The sequence below is a fragment of the Kitasatospora misakiensis genome, assembly GCF_042656005.1.
In the GTDB taxonomy this organism is placed as follows: Bacteria; Actinomycetota; Actinomycetes; order Streptomycetales; family Streptomycetaceae; genus Kitasatospora; species Kitasatospora misakiensis.
Genome location: NZ_JBHSOF010000018.1, coordinates 1 through 17,031 on the forward strand (window position 1 = coordinate 1; position 17,031 = coordinate 17,031).

Below are 17,031 nucleotides of genomic sequence, written 5' to 3' on the forward strand. Positions count from 1 at the left end.
CCGCCCCCGCCCCGGCCGGCAGCGCCGCCGCCGGGCCGGGCACCGAGCCCGCCCGCCAGCCGGCCCCGGCCGCGCCGCCCGGCCGGCTGGAGGTGCTGGAGGCGCTGGTCGGCCTGGCCGGCGTCAAGGAGCAGGTGGCCACCCTGGTCAACCTCAACAAGCTGGCCCGGCGCCGCGAACTGGCCGGCATGCCGGCCCTCCCGATGAGCCGGCACCTGGTCTTCGCCGGCCCGCCCGGCACCGGCAAGACCACGGTCGCCCGGCTCTACGGCGCGATCCTCGCGGAGCTGGGCGTGCTGCGCAGCGGGCACCTGACCGAGGTGGCCCGGGCCGACCTGGTCGCCTCGATCATCGGCGGCACGGCGATCAAGACCACCGAGGTGTTCCAGCAGGCGCTCGGCGGCGTCCTGTTCATCGACGAGGCGTACACCCTCTCGGCGGGCGCCGGCGGCTCCGGCCCGGACTTCGGGCGGGAGGCGATCGACACCCTGGTCAAGCTGATGGAGGACCACCGCGAGGACGTGGTGGTGATCGTGGCCGGCTACTCCGCCGAGATCACCGACTTCCTGGCCAGCAACCCCGGCCTGGCCTCCCGGTTCAGCCGGACCGTCGAGTTCGCCAACTACGAGGTCGACGAGCTGGTCACCATCGTCGAACGCGCCGCCACCGGCCACGGCTACGAGCTCGCCGAGGGCACCGGGGAGGCCCTGACGCTGCTCTTCGAACGGATGCCGCGCGGCGAGGACTTCGGCAACGGCCGGGCGGCCCGCAAGGTCTTCGAGGAGATGGTCGACCGGCAGGCGACCCGGCTGGCTGAGCAGGCCGAGATCAGCGACCAGGACCTCGCCCTGCTCCTCCCCGCGGACGTCGGCGTCGACCTCGAACCGCCCGCGAAGGAGGCCGACGGCACCGAGCCGCTCGCCGAACTCCAGGCCCTGGTCGGCCTGCCCGCCGCCAAGGCGCAGGTCGAGGACTTGGTGAACCTGATCCGTCAGGTCCACCGCCGGCAGGAGGCCGGGCTGCCGACCGCCACCATCAGCCACCACCTGGTCTTCGCCGGCCCGCCCGGCACCGGCAAGACCACGGTCGCCCGACTGTACGGGCGGCTGCTGGCCGAGCTGGGCGTGCTGCCCGGTGGCCAACTCGTCGAGACAGCGCGCGCCGACCTGGTCGGCCGCTACGTCGGGCACACCGCGCAGCTCACCAAGGAGGCCTTCGACCGGGCGCGCGGCGGCGTCCTCTTCGTCGACGAGGCGTACACCCTGACGCCCCGGCACGGAGGCGGCGGCGACTTCGGCCAGGAGGCCGTGGACACCCTGATGAAGCTGATGGAGGACCACCGGGACGAGGTGGTGGTGATCGTGGCCGGCTACGAGGACGAGATGCGGCACTTCCTCTCCTCCAACCCCGGTCTCGCCTCCCGCTTCTCCCGCCAGATCGACTTCGGCCACTACACCGACGGCGAGCTGGTCACCATCGTGCGCAACCACGCCGTCTCCGCCGGGTACGAGTGCGCGCCGCAGACACTGGCGGCCCTGGAGCACCTGTTCGCCGGCGTCCCGCGCGACCGCACCTTCGGCAACGGGCGCTTCGCCCGGCAGACCCTGGAGGGCATGATCACCCGCCAGGCCGGCCGGCTCAGCCGGCTGGAGGTCGCGGACCTCTCGGAGCTGAGCCTGCTGCTGCCCGAGGACATCGCCGCGGAGCGCTCGGGCAGCCCGGTGTGAGCGCCGGGGGTGGTGGGCGGTTCGGCCGGCCCGTCGCTGTGGCGGCCTGCGGTCTCGCCGTGCTCGGTGCGGCCGCCGGGCCGGCGGTGGCGGCGGGTGCCGGGGTGGTGCCGGTGTCCGTCGCGGCGGAGACCGCGGCGCCGTTGGCCGGGGCGCCCGCCGCCGGGGCCTCGCCGTCGGCGGGGGCGGAGCGGCCCGCGATGGGGCAGACCCTGTCCGACGTCCGGCAGAACGGCTGCCGCAAGCCGGCCACCCGCAGCGCCGACCGGCCCGCGTGGTCCCAGGTCTATCTGCGGCCCGACGCCGTCTGGCCGCTGAGCCGGGGCGCCGGGGTGACGGTGGCCGTGATCGGCTCCGGGGTGGACGCCGCGGCGGGAGCGGCCTCCGGCGCGCTGGCCGGGCGGCTGACGCTCGGCGCCCGGCTGCACGGCGAGGGCGACGCGGGCCGGGACTGCGTCGGCCACGGCACCGTCCTCGCCACCCTGGTGGCCGGCCGCCGCCCCGCCGACGGCGGCCCGTCCGGCGTCGCCCCCGGCGCGAAGGTGCTGGCCGTGGCCGTCACCGACGACGCCGGGAGCACCAACGCCGACCTGCTCTCCCGGGGGATCCGCGCGGCGGCCGACGGCGGCGCCCGGATCGCCGTGGTCGCGGCGCCGATCGCGGAACCGGCCCCGGCGCTCGCCGAGGCGGTCGGCTACGCGACGGCGAAGGGCATGCTGCTGGTCGCCCCGGTCGGGCCGGACAACCAGTCGGTGGCCGGCCCGGTCTATCCGGCCGGATACCCCGGGGTGCTCGCGGTGGCGGGGATCGGCCCGGACGGCTCCCCGGCGGGCGGTGCGGCGGGCCCCGGTTCGTCCGCCGGTGCTGCCGCTGGTCCTGCCGCCGGCGCTGCTGCCGGTCCTGCCGCCGGGCGGACCTCGCGGGTGGACCTCGCCGCGCCCGGCGAAGCACTGCTGGCCGCCGGACCGGGCGGCGGCACCTTCACCGCCTCCGGGCCGAGCTACGCCGCCGCCCTGGTGGCCGGGGTGGCGGCCCTGGTGCTCGGCCGGTCGCCGTCGCTGACCGTCGAGCAGCTCGCCGACCGGCTGCGCGCCACCGCCTACCGGCCCGGCACGGCCCTGCCCGATCCGGCGGTCGGCTGGGGCGCGGTGGACCCGGTCACGGCGGTCGGCACCGCGACCCGGGCCGAGGCCGCCGCCCCGGCCGCGACCCCCGACCCGGTCGTCCTCCCGCCGCCGCCCGACCGGACGGCCGTACGGCTGGCCTCGGCCGTCACCGGGGCGAGCCTGGGCGGTGCGGCGCTGATCGGCCTGGCGGCCGCCGCGGCACGCGTCGGCCGGAAGCGGAGCAGGAACGGGGCCGGAGTGGGGGAGCGGGCCCCGCAGCCTGAGTGACCGCCCGGTGCGGCGCCCCGGCGCGACGGCCAACGTCACGCCAACGCGGGTGGCACGGTCGCGTTGGTCCCGCGTTGGCGACGGCTGCCAGCGTGGCAGTGCCCGGGGAACGGTCCGATCGCAAGTGGCACACCCCGGTGCACCGAGACAGCGATCGACCCCGGTACCGACCGACCGAGGTACCGATGAATGGTGTGAGGGGCTCAACAGCCGTGGCCATCGACGCAACCGCCCAGGCCGGGACGACCACCGGGGACGCCCGGGGACCCGCCGTGCCCGCCCCGGCCGCCGCCCGGCCCACCCTGGACCAGGAGACCCTGGCCGAGCTGTACCGCCTGCACGGCGGCTACCTGCTGCGCGCGATGCTCCGGGTCACCAGCGGCGACCGCGGCAAGGCCGAGGACATCGTCCAGGAGACCCTGCTGCGCGCCTGGCAGAACCCGGCGGCCATGCAGCGCGGCGCCGAGCACAGCCGTCCCTGGCTGTTCACGGTGGCGCGCCGCATCGCCATCGACCACTACCGGATGCAGGCCGCCCGCGCGCAGGAGGTCGCCGACGAGACCCCGGAGGACCACGCCGGCGCCCACGACCCGTACGACGAGGTGCTCGTCGCCCGGGACATGGCGGTGGCGATGGCCGAGCTCCAGCCCCACCACCGGGACGTCCTGGTCGAGCTGCACATGAAGGGCCGGTCGATGGCCGAGGTGGCGCGGGTGCTGGGGGTGCCGGTCGGCACGGTGAAGTCCCGCAGCTTCTACGCCGTCCGCGCCCTGCGGCCGATCCTGGAGGCCCGCGGCATGGCCTGGGCCGGCTGACCCGGCTGACCCGGCTGTCCTTGTTGGCGTGAACCGTTTCGCCTCCGCCGCCCGTTGACCAGGGTGGCGGCACCGCCACCGGCGCCTGTCCCCCCGTACGGGCGCCGGGCCCTCGGTCGCCCCGGCGTTCCGCCCTTGTGGGAGCGCGGACGCCGGGGCGCCGTTAAGCCCTGACCCACGTCGGGGCCCGTTACCCCGGGGCGGTCGGCCGGTCCCCCCAGACGGCCGACCGCCCCGGTTCCGTTCGAACCGCGGCGGCTCGCGGCGGTTCACGGCCCGGGGTTCACCACCCCAGCAGGTACGCCCCCCGGCGCAGCCCGGCCAGCACCGTGTCGGCCATGGCCTCGGCCTCGGTGTCGCCGGTCGCCGGGCCGCCGGCCTCCGCCACCGCGCCCCGGTCGACCGCCCCGCGCCCGTTGAGCACCACGCCTCCGTTGAGCACCACGTAGTGCAGCGCCGCGCCCGTCGCCCGGCTCTCCCGGCGGAAGGCGTCCAGCGCCGTCGGCGCGACCGAGCCCTCCACCACCACCTGGTAGCCGCCCGAGGCGAAGGCGAAGGCCGCCTGCGCGGTGGCCGCCAGCGCGGTCACGTTCTGCCGCCGGGCCTCCGGCTGGTCCGGTGCGACGTACCCCTGCCGGACCGCCCGCCGGAAGTCCTCCGCGCGCAGGTGGACGCTGGGGAAGAGCGCGGCCGCGACCAGCGGGGCGACCGCGCCGCTCCCGGCGCCGGCGGCCGGGTCGGAGAGGACGACCACGCTGCCCGCTCCCCGTCCGCCTCCGAGTTCCGGCCCACCAATGGTCGTACGGTTCACCTGCTGATCCCTTCGCGGGCCGGGGGGAAGGACGGGGCCGGGGCGGGACGGGGCCGGAGCGCACGGGGGCCGGCCGGAATCGGACCACGGGTCGGCCGAACCCGGCGAAACGGACAGCCGACCGCCTCGTCCCTACGAGTGACTGCTGTCGGGGATCAACCTAGTCCACGCTGTGCCCCGGAGTCCTCCCCCTCCTCGGAGCTCCCGCCGTCCCTCCGCCGGGCCTTCGCTCTCCCGCTACCTGCGCACACGCAGCACGATCGGGTTGGTGAGCGCGGCCATCGGGCCCCACGGGAGCTCGGCGCCCATGGCGTTGCCCCGGCCCGGCGTCCCGTCGGCCCTCGGGTGCCGGACCTCGGCCCGGACGAACGCGGCGAGCGAGGCCGTGGTCCGCCAGACCACCGTGCCCGCGCCCTCGGCGGGCAGTGACTCCTGGTGCAGCTGCCCCTCGTCGGTCAGGAACCGCACCGTGCCGTTCGGCACCCCGGAGACGTCGAGCCGGACGTCCACCGGCGCGTCCGCCGGGACGGCCAGCTCCTCGCCGATCCCGGCCTGCCGGCCGTGCCCGGTCGCGGTGAACTCCAACCGGACGGCCGCCGACTCGGCCAGCCAGCTGCGGCCGGCGCGGAGGCCCGCCAGGACGGCGTCCCGGTGGAGGTCCTCGGCGAGCACCACGGTGTGCGGCGAGCCGATCGCCTGCGGGGCGCTGTGCGCGTCGCTGTTGCCCATCGCGGGCAGCCAGGAGCGCCCGTCGCGCAGCGCCACCGCCAGCTGGGCGTCCCAGCCGTCCACCGCCGACTCGTCGTCGTACGTCCACGGGCCGTTCCACACCTCGACGGCGTCCGCGTGCTCGTACCCGAACTTCCACTGGCAGGCGACGTACGGGCAGTACGGGTGCGCGGGGACGACGAGCCCGCCCTGCCGCCGCACCTGGCGGGCGAACCGGGGGAGCGCCTCGTCGCGCGAGCGGTAGCGCCAGTCGACGAACTCGCCGGGCCGCAGGCCGAGCGCCAGCCAGTGGCCGTTGCGGGTGGTGACCTCCTCGCCGAGCAGGATCAGCAGGTCGGGACCGGCCAGCGGGCCCCAGACGCCGTGGGCGGAGGAGGTGTTGTGCTCGGTCGACACGATGAAGTCCAGCCCAGCCTCCCGCGCCCCGGCGGCCACCTCGGCGGGCTGCCGGCGCCCGTCGGAGTGCACGGTGTGCACGTGGCAGTCGCCCCGGTACCAGGCCCGACCGCGCCCCCGGGCCCGCTCCGGCGGGTAGGCGGGGGCGAACTCGCCACCGGGCGCGCCGAACCGCAGCGTCACGTCGACCCGGTACGCCAGCCCCTGCGGCGCCACCTGGTACGGCCCGAGAACGACGTGCCACTTGCCCGGGCGGATCGGCCCCGGCAGGTACCCGGGGGTGGCCTGCTCCCGGCTCACCGCGAACTCCGTCCGGAAGCCGCCCGACCAGCCCCGGAAGCCGCGACCCCCGAGGTCGGTCCCGCGCTCGTCGAAGAGCCCGATGTCACAGGAGTTCCCCGGGGTACCGGGCGGCACCGTCGGCCTGTCGTACCGGTAGGAGACGGCGATCTCGCGGACGCCGGGCGGCACGTCGAAGGGCAGGTGGACGAAGTCGGGCGCGCCGGTCGGCAGCGTGCCGGTCAGCGTGATCGTCCGGTCCGGGGCGGGTGCCGTCGCCTCCTCGGCGTGCGCGGCGCCCGCCGTCGCCGCCACCACCCCGACCGCGCCCGCCGCCAGTAACCCGCGCCGGCCCAACCGCGCCCGCTCGCCGTGCACGTCCTCCGTCATAGGGTGCCTCCGCTCTCGCCGTGGATGCTCGCGGCCCCTTACCTACCCACCCGGATGAACCCCCGGTGAGCCCCACCCCACGCCCACCCGACACCCCCATGAAGCCCGCCCCGGCTCGCGCCCACCCCACCCACCACCCCCGCCCTGCCGGATGACCGGCAGGGCGGGGCTTGATCACGGGTCCTTGGGCGAGAAGAGTGCGCTCGGCCGGACGTACTACACGACCACGGTGACCGGCTCGCCGAGGTAGAGCAGCGGGAACCGATGGCCGAGGGCAATGGACGCCACGGCGGCACGGATGCGGCGCTCGATGTACGGCTCGGTGTAGCGGGGCAGGAGATCGATCGGCACCCACTCCAACGCGCGCGTCTCCGGCGCGTGGTTGATCGGGACGGACAGGGCGGCAGCGTCCGTCACGCTCATGCGTCCGCCGTCGCACACGATGCTGATGCGCTCGGGGGTGCCCGTGTTGCTGTTGTAGGGCACCTGGTCCCCGAGCAGGCCGTGACTGATTTCCCGGTCCAGCCCGATCCGGTCGAACAGCACCCTTCGTGCTGCCGTGATGATGGGCTCGCCGGGTGCGACGTCACCGCCGGGAAGGGTCCAGTCCGCGCGATACGTCGGGTGGACCAGCAGCACGGAGTTACCGGCCTGGTTGAGGATGAGCACTTGGGTGCCGATGCGCCGGCGGGGGTCTTCCATGACGGCTCCAGGTGAGGTGAGGGGCCCATCCCGGCAGGATGCAGGCCGGGATGGGCGGACCCGGAGGGCGGTTCACCTTGAGAATCTCCTCCGGGGGCATGTGACTCCGCCCGTCCCGCTGGGGGACCGGAACGGGCGGAGCCGACCCGTCGTTCGAGCGACGGGGTGCCGCTTCCCTGGCAGTTGCCAACCCCTGGGGAGACGGCGTCCACCGTGTTGACCAAGGCACGGTGGAGTTGGTGCCCGTCCGCACACCGGATTGTGGGCGCGGCGCGGGACGGGTGAACGGGGGGTGTTAATAGCTTTCGAGCCGCCCGGCGGCCCTGTCGGGCGCGGCAGCGTCGTCGGCCTGCTCGCCCCCCTGGCCCGCGGAGTTGGGCTCGTCGGTGGGCGTGTTTTCCTTGTGCGGTTCGATCGGCATTGCTGTTCTCCTCCTAAGCGGGATGGTGGAGTTGCGGTTGACCATGTCGGCACGCATCAGAGCCTGACGGCGCCACCGGTCCGCTCGTTCGGCAGACTCTCCGTCGCGCTCACGCCGCACCACTCGCCGACCGCGAGCCGAGTCCGCGCTTCCTGGCGCCCAACTCGGTCTCCGTGGCGGCCGGTTCGATCTCGCTGTGGTAGGTCGTCCACTCGATGCCGCCCTCCGGGGGGCGACCGTTCGGTGGTGGGATACACAGAGAGCGCCGAACATGGTTACGTCGTACGGATGGACGGCACAGTCAGGGAGTGGGAACGGGCCTACGATCGACTCCAGGCAGATGCGCTGACCCGAGCTGCGTCTCTGGAACTCATTCGCAAGGCACGGAAGGAGCTACTCCCATGAACGCCCCCGATCTGTCCCGGGCATCCTGGTTCAAGTCGAGCTACAGCGGTAATGGCGGCTCCTGCGTAGAGGTAGCGGCCGACTTCCCCGGCATGGTTCCGGTCCGGGACTCCAAGGACCCGTCCGGCCCCGCGCTGGTCTTCCCCGCCGACGCGTGGCACGCGTTCGTTGCCGGAGTGCAGGGTGGCGAGTTCGGCGACGTCTGAAGTGGTGCGTTGAGCGCACCCGCCACCGAGGCCCCACCGCCCATGATCTGGGCGGTGGGGCCTCGGTGTGTCAGGCCCCACGTCCGCGCGGCGGCCCCGTGAAGGCCGACCCGGGTTGCGCGCGGGGGTGGGGCGGGCCCTGAATAGGAGGGATTCAGATCATCTGACAGTCGGGCAGATTCGGAGCTTTGCATGTCACTCAGTCGGCGGACCCTTCTGGTGGCCACGGCCGGCACCGCCCTGGCCGCCTGCGCGCCGACGGCGAGCCCGGCGACGAGTTCGACGATGAGCCCGGCGACAAGCCCGGTGCCGACAGCGGCCGTCGAGCCGCCGACAGTCGCTCCGCCCACGGTGACGCCCACGGCGACGTTCACTCCGACGCCCGCCCCGACGTCCGCCACGCCCGCCACCCTCCCCGCCCGCGCCGTCATCACCGCCCGCTACGCCGGCGTCGCCCCCGCCGCCTGGGGCCTCGACGTGCCCGGGGTGCTCACCGCCCTCCCCAGGTCGGCCGCACCCGCCGTCGCCCTCACCTTCGACGCCTGCGGCGGTCCCGGTGGCTCCGGCTACGACGCCGCCCTCGTCGGGACCCTCCGCGAGCACGGCGTCCCCGCGACCCTCTTCCTCAACGCCCGCTGGATCGACGCCAACCCCGCCGTCTTCGACGCTCTCGCCGCCGATCCGCTCTTCGAGATCGCCAACCACGGCACCGCCCACCGCCCCCTCTCCGTCACCGGCCGCGCGGCCTACGGCATCGCGGGCACCCGCGACCCCGGCGAGGTCTACGACGAGATCGCGGGCAACCAGGCCAAGCTGACCGCCCTCCTCGGCCGTCCGCCGGGCTTCTTCCGCTCCGGCACGGCCCACTACGACGACGTCGCCACCCGGATCGCCGACGATCTCGGGCAGCGGATCGCCGGCTTCAGCACCAACGCCGACGGTGGCGCCACGCTCCCCGCCGCGCAGGTCCAGCGGGAACTCCTCGACGTCGCTCCGGGCGGGATCGTCCTCGCCCACATGAACCACCCCGCCTCCGGCACCGCCCGCGGCCTGGCCGCCGCGCTCCCCGCCCTCCTCGCCGCCGGGCGTACCTTCACCCGCCTCTCCGACGCCTTCCGCTGACCCCTTCCGCCGTGGACACCGGCAGCGCCGCCGCCACCCGGTACCCGGGCCCGTGCGGGGCCGCGCTCAGCAGCCCGCCGTACAGCGCCACCCGCTCGCGCAGCCCGAGCAGCCCGTGCCCGGTCGACAGCTCCTGCTGCCCGTCCGGCGGACGGCCGCCGCCGTCGTCGACCACCTCGATCAGCAGCGCCCGGTCCCAGGTGATCCGCACCACCGCCCGGGTCCCGGGGCCGGCGTGCTTGGTGATGTTGGTGGCGGCCTCCTGGACCAGCCGGTACGCGGTCTGGCTGACGCTGTCGTCGATCCGCAGCGGGGCGCCCCGGGTCTCCACGGAGATCCGGACGCCGGCCTTCCGGACGTCCGCCAGCAGCTGGTCGAGGTCTCCCAGACCGTGGCTATAGCCGTCCTCGACCGCCGCCTCGGAGCTGCGGAGCAGCCGCAGCATGTGCCGCAGCTCGGCCATCGTCGACCGGCCGAGGTCCTCGATGTGGCCGAAGGCCTCCGCGCGCGCCGGGTCCTCCAGGGCCGTGACCCGCGCCGTCTCCGCCCGCATGACGATCACCGCGACGGCGTTGGCGACGATGTCGTGCAGCTCCCGCGCGATCCGCACCCGCTCCTGGGTGACCCGCAGCCGCGCCTCGGCGACCTCCTGCCGGTGCCGTTCGGTGGCCTCCTCGGCGGCCCGGCTCCACCGGGCGAAGCCCCAGACCACCAGGGTCACCGGGAGGTAGAAGGCGAGGTTCGCGACCAGGACGGAGACGGTCCGGGTGCCCTGGTAGTTGCCGATGGTCTCGGCGATCGCCAGCCCGAGCGGGACGAGGGTGAGCACCAGCGCCGCGTACGCGACCGGCCGGCGGCACTGCGCGGCGACGGTGTAGAGGGCGATCATGAGCCCGAAGCACGGCACGTAGTCGAGCGCGTCGGCCCACGAGAGCAGGTCGGCGCCGGCCGAGATCACCCATACGGCGCCGAAGACCGCCACCGGCCACCGGCGGCGCACCACCAGGGCGGCGGCCTCGCCCAGGGCGAGCAGGACCATCCACAGCCGCTGGTCCCAGCTCGCCCAGGGGGTGAGCACGGTGCCGAAGTAGAACAGCTCGGGGACGACGGCCGCGAGCGCCAGTGCGACGTCCTGCCAGCAGACCGTCCGGAAGACTGTCGGGGCGAGGCCCGGCCTGACCTCCCGGGCCGTGCCCGGGAGGTCGCGTTGCGCGGTTGTGGTCATCCTGATCGCCCCACCGTGCGGTCAGGCCGCGTCGGCGGCATCGGCGGCGTCGGCCGCGACCAGGGACGCGGGGCGCCGGCAGCAGACCGGGCTGCTGCCGCAGGTGCCGCAGCTGAAGTCCTCGGCGCTGGAGTGGACGTCCTGCTCGAACGCCGGGCCGAGCCACCACTCGTCGGGCGGGCCGGGCTTCCGGGCCGGGCGCACCACCTGGAAGCCGAGTTCGGCGTAGACCGCCCACTGGTCCCCTTTGTGGCGGATCAGGAGTTCGGCGGTCCGCTCCGGCGTGGAGGTCACGGCGGGGACCTCGAACCGGGTCGGCCAGATCAGCGTCAGCATGGCCGCCGCGGTGCTGATGCCGTCCCCGTGGACCGCCGCCAGGCCGATGCCGGCGACGGGGAGCAGCTCGGCCGGGCCGTCCTGCCCCGGTGACCGGGAGATCCGGAGGATGTATCTGCGCCACGGGCTCGCGAGCTCCCGGGGCGGATCCGGGACCAGCACGGTCGAGGCGCTGGTCATGAAGCCGTGTGCCAGCAGCTTGCCGGGCACTCCGTCGCGCACCTGGGTGTGCACGGTGACGAGCAGAGCGGGCACGTCGGTAACGGAACTGCTACTCATGGTTACACCTCGTAACCGTCCTGGCCCGCTCCGGTTCCTGCGGGCGATGTACCTCCACCCTCCTCCCGTCCCTGTCCCGGGAACATGAGCCCTCGGCCCCACCCGCGCCCCGACCTCACCGGACCGGACGGGGCGCCGGGTCGGGGGGCCGGGCTACCGCAGGACGGTGATGGCCGTCGCCAGGTGGCCCTCGTGGACGCGCCAGCGGCCGTCCAGGGTGGGGAGCGGGGAGGGGACGAGGAGGGTGGCGGTGAAGGTGCCGTCGGGGCGGAGGGTGAGCTCGGCCTCGGAGAAGTCGAGGAAGGTGTGGGTGAGCGGGAACCAGGTCTTGTAGACGGATTCCTTGGCGCTGAAGAGGATCCGGTCCCAGGGCACGCCCGGGTGGGCGGCGCTGAGGGCGGTGTCGCGCCGCTGTTCGGCGGGGAGGGCGATCGCGTCGAGGACGCCCTCGGGGAGCGGGAGGGCGGGTTCGGCGTCGATGCCGACCGAGACGACGTCACCGGCCCGGGCCACGGCGGCGGCGCGGAAGCCGGCGCAGTGGGTGAGGGAGCCGATGACGCCGTCGGGCCAGCTCGGGGCGCCGCGCAGGCCGGGGACCAGGGGGCGGTAGGGGACGCCGAGGCGGCCCAGGGCGAGGCGGGCGCAGTGGCGGACGGTGGTGAACTCGCGGCGGCGGGATTCGACGGCGCGGGCGACGGCCGCCTCCTCCTCGGGCTCCAGGCGGGCCTCGGGCGGGTCGGCGTAGGCGGTCTCGACGAGGACGGGTGCGGGCAGGAGTTCGCTGATCACTGTTCCCCCGGACAGGACGGACGACAAGAAGGCTGCGCAAGTCGGAGGATAGCGTGATGATCGGCCCGGCGGCTGGCCCGGTGATCGGCTATTCGAAGGCGGCGGCGGCCTCCCGCAGGGCGCGGGCCACGGTCTCCGGGTCGTCGGGGCCGGGGTCGCCGGGGCGGTAGGTGACGGCGCGCAGGCCGCCGTCGTACCGGAACGAGCGGTGGCGCTCGTACACCGGCCAGGACACCGGGGACTTGCGGTCGACGCCGACGCTGATGCCCTGGAAGGGCGCCATCCCGATGAGCTGGTGGACGGGGCCCAGTCGGCCGCTCTCGGTGCCGTCGACGAGGACGCGGAACTCCCAGCGCAGCCCCGGCAGCGCGGTGGCCTCGACGGTGACCAGGTGGGCGCCGGGGGCGAGCGGGCCGGCGTCGGCCTCGAAGAGTTCGCCGTACTGGTTGTAGGCGAGGCGCAGCCGGCCGTCCTCGACGTAGAGGCTGTAGCCGCCACCCTGGTCGCCGTGGGAGACCAGCACGCCGGCGTCCCCGGCGCCGTGGTGGGCGAGTTCGGCCTCGATGGTGAAGGAGCGGAAGGAGATCAGCCGGGACGAGCGGTACCGTTCGAGCTCGGGCGTGCCGGCCAGCAGGCGCAGCGGGCGGCGCAGCCGGGCGTCGTCGGGGTGCCGGCGGGCGAGCGCGCCGCTGCCGTCGGCCAGCGGGAAGACCCCGTTGTGCCAGGCGGCGGCCTCCCAGGCCTCGGACAACTCCTTGACCAGCCACGGGTGTTCGGCGGCGAGGTCGTGGATCTCGGTGGGGTCGGTTCGCAGGTCGTACAGGGCCCACTCGCCGTCCTCGTACGGCGTGCCGGGGCGGTGCAGGGTGACCAGCTTCCAGCCGTCGCGGTAGTAGCTGCGGTTGCCGGTCATCTCGCAGTACTGCTCGTGGTGGGTGGAGCCGGCGGCCGGGTCGCGCAGGACGCTGCTGAAGGGGAAGCCGTCCAGGAACTGCACGGGCTGTCCGGCGCGCTGGGCGGGCCGTTCGACGCCGGCGAGGTCGAGCAGGGTGGGCAGCAGGTCGGTGACGTACTGGTAGGCGGTGCGGACGCCGGGGTCGTCGGCGGCGCGCGGCAGTCCGGCGGGCCAGGACAGTACGAACGGGACGCGCACCCCGCCGGCGTGGGTCTGGCCCTTGTAGAGGCGGAACGGCGTGTTGGAGGCCATGCCCCAGCCGCGCGGGTAGTGCACCAGCGAGCGCGGGCCGCCGATCAGCTCGACCTCCCGCTCGACGTCGGGGTTCCAGTCGGCGGGGAGGTTCGGGTGGTGGACGAAGCGGCTGAAGTAGCTGCGAGTGCCCTCGGCGCCGCCCTCGCCGGTGCCGCCGTTGTCGGAGGTGAACACCACGATGGTGTTGTCGAGTTCGTCGAGCGCGGCGAGCGTGTCGAGCAGTCGGCCGAGGTTCTGGTCGACGTTGTCGACCATGGCCGCGTAGACCTCCATGTAGCGGGCGTACAACCGCCGCTCGGGCTCGGTGAGTTCGCTCCACGGGCCGACCTCGTGGCCGGACTCCGCGTTGCGGTCGGGCAGTTCGGTGCCGGGTGGGAAGTGGCCGGCGGCGAGTTGGCGGGCGAAGCGGGCGGCGCGCAGCTCGTCCCAGCCGCCGTCGTAGCGGCCGCGGTGGCGGGCGAGGTCCGCGGGCTTGGCCTGGAGCGGGCCGTGCACGGCGTTGTGGGCGAGGTAGAGGAAGAACGGCTTGTCGGCGTCGTGGGCGCGCAGCGACTTGACCATGTCGATGGCCCGGTCGGTGATGTCGTCGGTGTAGTAGTAGTCGTCGGGGAACTCGTCGATGTACAACGGGCTGTTGTCGCGGACGAGTTGGTGCGGGTGAAAGAGACTGGTGAGGCCTTCCAGGACGCCGTAGTACTGGTCGAAGCCCTTCTGTAGCGGCCAGTTGGCGCGGTTGTCGGCGGCGTGGGAGGCGGAGTCGCGGGTGAGGTGCCACTTGCCGACGGCCCAGGTGGCGTAGCCGGCGTCGTGCAGCAGTTCGGCGAGGGTGGGGATGTCCCCGGCGACCTCCATGCCGTAGCCGGGGAAGCCGGGGTCGGCGTTGGCGACGAAGGAGTAGCCGACCCGGTGCGGGTTGAGGCCGGTGAGCAGGGCCGCCCGGGCGGGCGAGCAGAGCGGCATGGTGTGGTAGTTGACGAGTTTGACGCCGCGCTCGGCGAGGCCGTCGAGGACGGGTGTGGGGACTTCGGCGCCGAACGGGCCGATGTCGCTGTAGCCGAGGTCGTCGACCAGGACGACGACGATGTTGGGCGCGCCTTCGCGCGGGCGGACCCGCTCGGGCCAGGCGGGCGTGGACTCGCCGAAGGTGCGGCCGACGGTGCCGGGGAAGGCGGCGTAGGGGTCGCGGCGGGAGGGGCCGCTACGAGAAGGGTCGGCCGGGGTCGGGCTGCTCATGCGGTGCTCCGGAGGGTCAGGGCGGGCGCGGCGGCGGGCGCCGGGGCCGGCGCGGGGGCCAGGCGCGGGACGGCGTCCAGGAGTTGGGCGGTGTACGGGTGCTCGGGCGCGGTGACGACCCGGTCGGCCGGGCCGGTCTCGACGATCCGGCCGTGGTGCAGCACCGCGATCCGGTGGCTCACCTGCCGGACCACCGCGAGGTCGTGGGCGATGAAGAGGACGGCGAGGCCGAGGTCCCGCTGGAGCCGGGCGAGCAGGTCGAGGACCTGCGCCTGCACCGAGACGTCCAGCGCGGAGACCGGTTCGTCGCAGATCAGCACGCTGGGCTCGGGGGCCAGGGCCCGGGCGATGCCGATCCGCTGGCGCTGTCCGCCGGAGAAGGCGCGCGGGTGCCGGCCGGCGCTCGCGGGGTCGAGGCCGACCTGTTCGAGCAGTTCGGCGACCCGCGCCGTCCGCGCGGCCCGGTCGCCCAGGCCGTGGGCGATCAGCGGCTCGGCGATGATCTGCCCGGCGGTCATCCGGGGGTTGAGCGAGGCGTACGGGTCCTGGAAGACCAGCTGCACCTCGCGGCGGGCCGCCCGTTCGCCGCCCTGCCCGAACGCCCGCCCCCGGAAGCGGATCTCGCCGCCGCTCGGCGCGTGCACCTGGACGAGGGCGCGGGCCAGGGTGGACTTGCCGGAGCCGGACTCGCCGACCAGGCCGAGGGTCTCGCCGGGGTGCAGCACCAGGTCGACCCCGTCAAGCGCCGTGACGGTGCGCCGCCGCGCGCCGTAGGTCTTGCGCAGGCCGGTGACGGTGAGCAGGGGTTCCGGCCCCGGCGTGCTGTTGGCGGCCGCCCCGGAGGGGGTCTCCAGGCGCGGGACGGCGGCCAACAGCTCCTGCGTGTACGGGTGTTGCGGTGCGGAGAGGAGTTCGGCGGTGGTGCCGGACTCGACCACCCGGCCGTGCCGCATGACGAGCAGCCGGCGGCAGGTCCGGGCGATCACCCCGAGGTCGTGGCTGATCACCACCAGCGCGGTGCCGGTCCGCCGGTTGATCCGGGTGAGCAGGCGCAGGATCTGCTGCTGGACGGTCGGGTCGAGGGCGGTGGTGGGCTCGTCGGCGACCAGCACCTCGGCCTCGTTGGCGAGCGCGAGGGCGATCATGATGCGCTGGCGCTGCCCACCGGAGAACTGGTGCGGGTGGTCGCGCAGCCGGGCGGCGGCGTCGGGGATGCCCACCAGGTCGAGCAACTCGCCCGCACTGGCGGCGCGTTCGCGCCTGTCGGGGTGGCCGCCGTGGGCGCGCAGGGCCTCGTCGAGCTGCCGGCCGACGGTGAGCACCGGGTTGAGCGAGGACATCGGGTCCTGGAAGACCATGGCGATCCGCCGCCCGCGCAGGGCGCGCAGGGCCGGTTCGGGCAGGGCGGCGAGGTCCTGGCCGGCCAGCTCCACCGAGCCGCCGGTGATCCGGCCCCCGGCGGGGAGCATCCGCAGCAGGGCGAGCGCGGTGGTGGACTTGCCGGAGCCGGACTCGCCGACCAGCCCGAGGGTGTCCCCGGCGGCGAGCTCGAAGCCGACACCGTCCACGGCGGTGACGCCGTCCGCGGCGGTGGTGCCGTCGAAGGCGACCGTGAGGTCGGTGACCCGCAGGACGGTGCGGGGCTCGGTGCGGGGCGCAGTGCGGGGCGCGGTGCTGCCGGTCATCGGCGGATCCCCCGGTTCAGGGCCTCGGCGATCAGCGTGAAGCCGAGCACCAGGGCGGTGGTCGCGGCCAACGGGGCCGCGGCGAAGGTCGGACGGGTGGCGAGGTAGCCGACGGACTGGCTGAGGATCGAGCCGAGCGTCGGCTCCGGCGGGCGCACACCGAGTCCGAGGAAGCTCATCGCGCCCTCGATGAACACGCCGACGGAGAGCGCCACCGCCGCCTGGACGATCAGCGGGTCGACGGCGTTCGGCAGGACGTGCCGCAGCAGCACCCGGGGCCGCGAGGCGCCGCCGACCCGGGCGGCCAGCGCGTACTCGCGCTCCCGCTGGACCAGGATCCCGGAGCGCAACTGGCGCCCGAACAGCGGGACTTCGGCGAGCGCGATGACGATGAACACCGGCCAGCGGCCCGGCCCGAGGACGGCCGTGACGGCCAGCGCCAGGATCAGCCCGGGGAAGGCGAGGACCAGGTCGAAGGCGCGCTGGACGGCGGTGTCCGCCCAGCGGTGGGTGGCCGCGAGCAGGGCGAGCGAGCAGCCGATCAGCGCGCCGACCGGGACGGCGCCGAGGATCAGCGCCAGGTCGGTGCCGATGCCGTGCAGGACGCGGCTGAGCAGGTCCCGCCCGAGGTCGTCGGTGCCGAACGGGTGCGCGGCGCTCGGCCCGGCCAGCGCGAGCGGGCCCTGGGCGTCGGGATCGCGGTCGGTGAGCAGCGGGGCGAGCAGCCCGGCGAGGGCGACGGTGCCGACCAGGGCGAGCCCGGTCAGGCCGCGGCCGGTGCGCAGCCCGGCGAGGTAGCGGTTGCGGGCGCGGGCCGGGGCGGTGCGCGTGGGGGCGGGGGCGGGCAGGACGGTCATCGGGTGCTCCCGGCGGAGAG

General features: G+C 75.0%; 16 protein-coding genes. 6 read left to right on the forward strand and 10 right to left on the reverse strand.

Going from position 1 to position 17,031, the window contains the following annotated elements:
• The 3 genes from ACFP3U_RS15895 to ACFP3U_RS15905 form a co-directional block, all read left to right on the forward strand.
• The coding region (locus ACFP3U_RS15895; RefSeq protein ID WP_380226161.1) for an AAA family ATPase at positions 1–1,727 on the forward strand (1,727 nt) is incomplete at its 5' end.
• A complete protein-coding gene (locus ACFP3U_RS15900) occupies positions 1,724–3,121 on the forward strand; it encodes a S8 family serine peptidase (RefSeq protein ID WP_380226162.1) in 1,398 nt (465 codons plus the stop codon). The genes ACFP3U_RS15895 and ACFP3U_RS15900, both read left to right, overlap by 4 nt.
• A gap of 212 nt (positions 3,122–3,333) precedes the next feature.
• On the forward strand, positions 3,334–3,936 hold the full coding sequence (locus ACFP3U_RS15905; RefSeq protein WP_380226163.1) for a sigma-70 family RNA polymerase sigma factor: 603 nt from the start codon (positions 3,334–3,336) through the stop codon (positions 3,934–3,936).
• A gap of 283 nt (positions 3,937–4,219) precedes the next feature.
• Here the strand turns inward: ACFP3U_RS15905 and ACFP3U_RS15910 are convergent, their stop codons facing one another.
• The 4 genes from ACFP3U_RS15910 to ACFP3U_RS15925 all read right to left on the reverse strand — a co-directional run bounded on the left by ACFP3U_RS15910 (position 4,220) and on the right by ACFP3U_RS15925 (position 7,664).
• Positions 4,220–4,690, reverse strand: coding sequence for an ATP-binding protein (locus tag ACFP3U_RS15910; RefSeq protein ID WP_380226164.1), 471 nt, complete (start codon positions 4,688–4,690; stop codon positions 4,220–4,222).
• Positions 4,691–4,984: 294 nt separating this feature from the next.
• A complete protein-coding gene (locus ACFP3U_RS15915) occupies positions 4,985–6,541 on the reverse strand; it encodes a CehA/McbA family metallohydrolase (protein ID WP_380226165.1) in 1,557 nt (518 codons plus the stop codon).
• A gap of 216 nt (positions 6,542–6,757) precedes the next feature.
• Positions 6,758–7,243, reverse strand: a complete 486-nt coding sequence (locus ACFP3U_RS15920; RefSeq protein WP_380226166.1) for an NUDIX domain-containing protein — start codon at positions 7,241–7,243, stop codon at positions 6,758–6,760.
• 295 nt (positions 7,244–7,538) lie between these two features.
• Complete coding sequence (locus ACFP3U_RS15925) at positions 7,539–7,664, reverse strand: hypothetical protein (protein WP_380226167.1); 126 nt, start codon at positions 7,662–7,664, stop codon at positions 7,539–7,541.
• On the opposite strand from ACFP3U_RS15925, the gene ACFP3U_RS15930 reads away from it, so the two are divergent.
• From ACFP3U_RS15930 to ACFP3U_RS15940, 3 genes are all read left to right on the forward strand, one after another.
• On the forward strand, positions 7,647–8,069 hold the full coding sequence (locus ACFP3U_RS15930) for a Scr1 family TA system antitoxin-like transcriptional regulator (protein ID WP_380226168.1): 423 nt from the start codon (positions 7,647–7,649) through the stop codon (positions 8,067–8,069). The two genes, ACFP3U_RS15925 and ACFP3U_RS15930, sit on opposite strands and share 18 nt — an antisense overlap.
• Complete coding sequence (locus ACFP3U_RS15935; RefSeq protein WP_380226169.1) at positions 8,066–8,275, forward strand: DUF397 domain-containing protein; 210 nt, start codon at positions 8,066–8,068, stop codon at positions 8,273–8,275. Before ACFP3U_RS15930 ends, ACFP3U_RS15935 begins: the two co-directional genes overlap by 4 nt.
• Positions 8,276–8,467: 192 nt before the next feature.
• Complete coding sequence (locus tag ACFP3U_RS15940; RefSeq protein ID WP_380226170.1) at positions 8,468–9,397, forward strand: polysaccharide deacetylase family protein; 930 nt, start codon at positions 8,468–8,470, stop codon at positions 9,395–9,397.
• On the opposite strand, the gene ACFP3U_RS15945 is transcribed toward ACFP3U_RS15940, so the two are convergent.
• The 6 genes from ACFP3U_RS15945 to ACFP3U_RS15970 form a co-directional block, all read right to left on the reverse strand.
• Positions 9,369–10,622, reverse strand: coding sequence for a sensor histidine kinase (locus ACFP3U_RS15945; protein WP_380226171.1), 1,254 nt, complete (start codon positions 10,620–10,622; stop codon positions 9,369–9,371). The two genes, ACFP3U_RS15940 and ACFP3U_RS15945, sit on opposite strands and share 29 nt — an antisense overlap.
• Positions 10,623–10,643: 21 nt before the next feature.
• A complete protein-coding gene (locus ACFP3U_RS15950) occupies positions 10,644–11,237 on the reverse strand; it encodes a hypothetical protein (RefSeq protein ID WP_380226172.1) in 594 nt (197 codons plus the stop codon).
• A gap of 153 nt (positions 11,238–11,390) precedes the next feature.
• Complete coding sequence (locus ACFP3U_RS15955) at positions 11,391–12,026, reverse strand: 4'-phosphopantetheinyl transferase family protein (protein WP_380226173.1); 636 nt, start codon at positions 12,024–12,026, stop codon at positions 11,391–11,393.
• Positions 12,027–12,114: 88 nt separating this feature from the next.
• Positions 12,115–14,469 (reverse strand): arylsulfatase, encoded by a 2,355-nt coding sequence (locus tag ACFP3U_RS15960; protein WP_380226174.1) that lies wholly within the window; start codon positions 14,467–14,469, stop codon positions 12,115–12,117.
• Positions 14,466–16,154 carry an ABC transporter ATP-binding protein gene (locus ACFP3U_RS15965; protein WP_380226175.1) on the reverse strand — a complete coding sequence of 563 codons (1,689 nt, stop codon included), beginning with the start codon at positions 16,152–16,154 and terminating at the stop codon, positions 14,466–14,468. The genes ACFP3U_RS15960 and ACFP3U_RS15965 overlap by 4 nt, the downstream gene beginning before the upstream one ends.
• The gene (locus ACFP3U_RS15970; RefSeq protein WP_380226176.1) at positions 16,151–17,011 is read right to left on the reverse strand and encodes an ABC transporter permease; all 861 of its coding nucleotides are present in this window, start codon (positions 17,009–17,011) and stop codon (positions 16,151–16,153) included. Before ACFP3U_RS15970 ends, ACFP3U_RS15965 begins: the two co-directional genes overlap by 4 nt.
• Positions 17,012–17,031: the final 20 nt, after the last annotated feature.

What these genes read in the sequence shown, in the direction of transcription:
- ACFP3U_RS15950 (WP_380226172.1), bottom strand. Translation starts at nt 11,237, where the DNA reads ATGAGTAGCAGTTCCGTTACCGACGTGCCCGCTCTGCTCGTCACCGTG.
- ACFP3U_RS15925 (WP_380226167.1), bottom strand. Translation starts at nt 7,664, where the DNA reads ATGCCGATCGAACCGCACAAGGAAAACACGCCCACCGACGAGCCCAAC.
- ACFP3U_RS15940 (WP_380226170.1), top strand. Translation starts at nt 8,468, where the DNA reads ATGTCACTCAGTCGGCGGACCCTTCTGGTGGCCACGGCCGGCACCGCC.
- ACFP3U_RS15965 (WP_380226175.1), bottom strand. Translation starts at nt 16,154, where the DNA reads ATGACCGGCAGCACCGCGCCCCGCACTGCGCCCCGCACCGAGCCCCGC.
- ACFP3U_RS15920 (WP_380226166.1), bottom strand. Translation starts at nt 7,243, where the DNA reads ATGGAAGACCCCCGCCGGCGCATCGGCACCCAAGTGCTCATCCTCAAC.
- ACFP3U_RS15970 (WP_380226176.1), bottom strand. Translation starts at nt 17,011, where the DNA reads ATGACCGTCCTGCCCGCCCCCGCCCCCACGCGCACCGCCCCGGCCCGC.
- ACFP3U_RS15935 (WP_380226169.1), top strand. Translation starts at nt 8,066, where the DNA reads ATGAACGCCCCCGATCTGTCCCGGGCATCCTGGTTCAAGTCGAGCTAC.
- ACFP3U_RS15915 (WP_380226165.1), bottom strand. Translation starts at nt 6,541, where the DNA reads ATGACGGAGGACGTGCACGGCGAGCGGGCGCGGTTGGGCCGGCGCGGG.
- ACFP3U_RS15945 (WP_380226171.1), bottom strand. Translation starts at nt 10,622, where the DNA reads ATGACCACAACCGCGCAACGCGACCTCCCGGGCACGGCCCGGGAGGTC.
- ACFP3U_RS15960 (WP_380226174.1), bottom strand. Translation starts at nt 14,469, where the DNA reads ATGAGCAGCCCGACCCCGGCCGACCCTTCTCGTAGCGGCCCCTCCCGC.